Below are 3,528 nucleotides of genomic sequence, written 5' to 3' on the forward strand. Positions count from 1 at the left end.
GCGCCAGCAGGGTTCAAGGATTGCCGGCCAGCGGCCGGCACTACCCCCGGACACTCGCCTGAACGGAACACGCCGACAAATTCCCGAGGTGGCCATTGATATTGTATCCACCGAAAACCGCTTGCTAGCCTCCCCTCCATGCGCCGGATCGCCCGCCACCTTCGTTCGTACCTGCTGATGCTGCTGATGGCGGCATTCGTGGTCGTGCCGGTGGCCGATGTGCTGGCGTGTGCGGTGGAACCGCACGACAGCACGGTGGTGCATGTGGAATCCGGCGCCGAAGATGCCGACGGTGACAGTGACAGTGACAACGACGGCAAGCACGCCGCTGCCTGCAGCCACAACCACTGCCACCACTCCAACCTGAGCCTGCCGGCGAGCACCTTCGCCGCCTTTGGCACGCCGCAACCGGCGCGCTGGACGAATGCAGGCGATGCGGCGACCTATGCGGTCGCCCAGGACGAACTGGCACGTCCTCCCCGGGCGTGAGTTGAGCGCGTCCCGCAATCGCGGGCTCCCGTTTCACTCACAACCGGAATCCCCCTATGTCGATCCTGACACGTCGGTCGCCGCGCGCGGCCGGGCTGGTCGTCGCCGTGCTGCTGGGCCTGATCCCCGCCGCACAGGTCGCCGCACAAGCCGCACCTTCGTACGACACCCTGCTTGAACGCCTGGACCAGCTGCCCGGCGCCCGCGTCGGCGCGGCATTGGCCGAGGCGGCCGACGCCCGCGCCGACCAGGCCCGGGCGCTGCCCAATCCATCCCTTTCCTGGTCCGCCGAAAACGCTTGGGGCACAGGCTCCTACGGCGGCATGGGCAGGGCCGACACCGTGCTTACCCTGTCCCAGCCGCTGGAGGTCTGGGGCCAGCGCGGCGCGCGCGTCCGCGCCGCCCGCGCCGAGGCACAGGCCGCTGCCCTGCGGGGTTCGCAGAGCCGCAGCGATGTCGCCAGCCAGTTGGCGGCGATCTACGCACAGGCGGAAAGCGCCCTGCGTCGCTACACGCTGGCCGAAGAAGGGCTGAGCCTCACCCGCGACGATGCGGCGGCGGTCACCGCCATGGTCAAGCATGGCCGCGAGCCGCAGTTGCGTGCCGTGCAGGCACAGAGTGAAGTGGCCAATGCCAGCGCCGCGCTGGATGAGGCGCAGGCCTTCCGCGACGCCGCGCTGGCCCGCCTGGCCGGTGCGGCCCTGCTGGATGCACCGGTGCAGACCATCGACAACAGTCTGCTCGATCGCGCACCGCCAGCACCGCGTGGCGCGACCGATGTGGCTCTGGCCGTGCGTGTGGCCGAAGCCGAAGTTGATGCGGCCGGTCGTCTGGTCGACGTCGAGCGCAAGCGCGCCCTGCCCGACCTCAGCGTTACCGCCGCGCAGACGCGTTTCCGCGAGGACCGCGAACAGGCCTACACGCTCGGCGTCAGTCTCTCGATCCCGTTGTTCGACCGCAATCGTGGTGGCATCCGCGCCGCCAGTGCCGAACAGCGCGCGGCCGAGGCGCGGCTGGACCAGCAGCGGCGCGACAGCGAAGCCGAACGCTTGTCGGCGGTGGCGGGCCTGAAGGCCGCCGGCAGCCGCACCCGCGCGGCCGACGAAAGCGTGGTCGCCGCCGAGGAAGCCTATCGACTGGCGCGCATCGGCTTCGACGCCGGGCGCATCTCGCAGCTGGAATTGCGCAGCACACGCGGTGCCCTCATCGCCGCCCGCGGCACCGCCGTGGACGCGCGCCTGTCGCGCGTCGGCGCGGAAATCGATCTCGCCCGCCTCGAAGGGCGCGCACCCTTTGTGGAGGCCCGATGAACCTGTCCCGTACTCTCCCGCTGGTTGGCGGCTTGTTGCTGACTGCATTGCTGGCCGGTTGTTCTGGTAACACACAGGCCCCGGCAGTCTCGGAGCCCGCCGGCAAGGCAACGGCCGACGATGGCCATGGCCACGCCGCCGACAGCACCGATGCCAAGGCCGAAACCGGCAACGCGGCAGATGCCGATGAAGGCGTGGTGCAGCTGACGCCAGAGCAGATCAAGGCATCCGGCATCGACGTGGTGGCCGTCGGCCGCGGCGGGGGTGGTTCGACGCGGCTGTCGGGCCGGGTGGAACCGTCGATCGGTGCACGTGCCTCGGTCGCTTCCACCGTGACCGGTCGCGTGGAGCGCGTGCTGGTCGCACCGGGCACGGCAGTGAAGCAGAACCAGACGCTGGCGATCGTGGTCAGTGGCGAGGCGGCAGTGTTCCGCGCCAATGCGGTTGCCGCCGCCGCGGAGGCCGAGGCGGCGCGCCTGGCCCACGGCCGCGACAAGGCACTGGTCGAACAGGGCGTGGTCGCCCGCCAGGATCTGGAAACGTCGCGTGCGCGATCGCTGGCGGCGCAGGCGCAGGCCGCTGCCGCGCAGGCACAGGCCGCGGCCAACGGTTCGCCCGACAGCAGCGGCCGCGTGCGCATCACCAGCCCGGTGGCCGGCATCGTCGGCAACGTGCAGGTCACGCCCGGCGGCGTGGTGGCGGCCGGCAGCCCGGTGGCCGACGTCGCCGATCCGTCGATGAACGAGCTGGTGTTCACCGCGCCACCGGCGCTGGCCGCGCAGGTCACGCCGGGCATGACGCTGGAAGTGACCGTGCCGGGCGGCAGCTTCAGTGCCACCGTCACCGGTTCGGCCGCCGATGTGCGCCAGCAGGGTGGCGTGGCGGTGATCCGTGCCATGCCGGTGGATGCCGCATTGCCGCCGGCCGGTTCGCCGGTGTCGGCGGTGGTGGTCACCGACGGCAAGGACGGCGCGTTGAGCGTGCCGGCTGATGCGGTACAGAACGTCGGCGGCAGCAGCGCGGTATTCGTCGCCGTCCAGGGCGGCTTCAAGGTGCAGCCGGTACTGGCCGGCCGACGTGCCGGTGACCGCATCGAGATTCTCGGCGGCTTGAACGGCGACGAACGCATCGTCGGCGCCAATGCGTTCCTGCTCAAGGCCGAACTGGCCAAGGGCGAAGCCGAGCACGGGCACTGAGGACCTTCCATGTTCAAGCTCATCATTGAAACCGCGGTACGCCACCGCTGGCTGGTCGTGGCCCTGGCTGCACTCGTTGCCGCCGTGGGCCTGTTCCAGCTCGGCAAGCTGCCGATCGATGCGGTACCGGACATCACCAACCGCCAGGTGCAGATCAACACCGTGGCACCGGCACTGACGCCCGAGCAGATCGAGCGGCAGGTGACCTATCCGCTGGAAACCGCGCTGGCCGGCATCCCCGGCCTGACCACCACCCGTTCGCTGTCGCGCAATGGCTTCTCGCAGGTCACCGCGATCTTCACCGATGCCACCGACATCTACTTCGCCCGCCAGCAGGTGGCCGAACGCATGCGCGAGGCCGCCGAAGCGCTGCCCGAGGGTGCCTCGCCGATGCTGTCGCCGGTCACCACCGGCCTCGGCGAGGTGTTGATGTGGACGGTGGACTTCACCGCGTTCGACCCTGCGAAGCTGGCCAAGCCCGGTGAAGCCGGCTGGCAGGCCGGCGAGGTCTACCGCACGCCGGAAGGCAACCT

4 protein-coding genes are annotated in these 3,528 nt (G+C 70.3%); all 4 read left to right on the forward strand.

The window, feature by feature from the left end; translation table 11 throughout:
* The first annotated feature begins 138 nt into the window (after positions 1-138).
* A complete protein-coding gene (locus AB4Y84_RS16395) occupies positions 139-489 on the forward strand; it encodes a hypothetical protein (protein WP_442244225.1) in 351 nt (116 codons plus the stop codon).
* Positions 490-545: 56 nt separating this feature from the next.
* Entirely contained in the window at positions 546-1,799 is a 1,254-nt protein-coding gene (locus AB4Y84_RS16400; protein WP_442244226.1) for a TolC family protein, read from the forward strand.
* Positions 1,796-2,995 (forward strand): efflux RND transporter periplasmic adaptor subunit, encoded by a 1,200-nt coding sequence (locus tag AB4Y84_RS16405; protein WP_442244227.1) that lies wholly within the window; start codon positions 1,796-1,798, stop codon positions 2,993-2,995. Before AB4Y84_RS16400 ends, AB4Y84_RS16405 begins: the two co-directional genes overlap by 4 nt.
* A gap of 9 nt (positions 2,996-3,004) precedes the next feature.
* A partial coding sequence (locus tag AB4Y84_RS16410; protein ID WP_442250456.1) for an efflux RND transporter permease subunit occupies positions 3,005-3,528 on the forward strand: 524 nt, incomplete at its 3' end.

Source organism: Stenotrophomonas sp. 2YAF22, assembly GCF_052114665.1.
Lineage (GTDB): Bacteria > Pseudomonadota > Gammaproteobacteria > Xanthomonadales > Xanthomonadaceae > Stenotrophomonas > Stenotrophomonas indicatrix.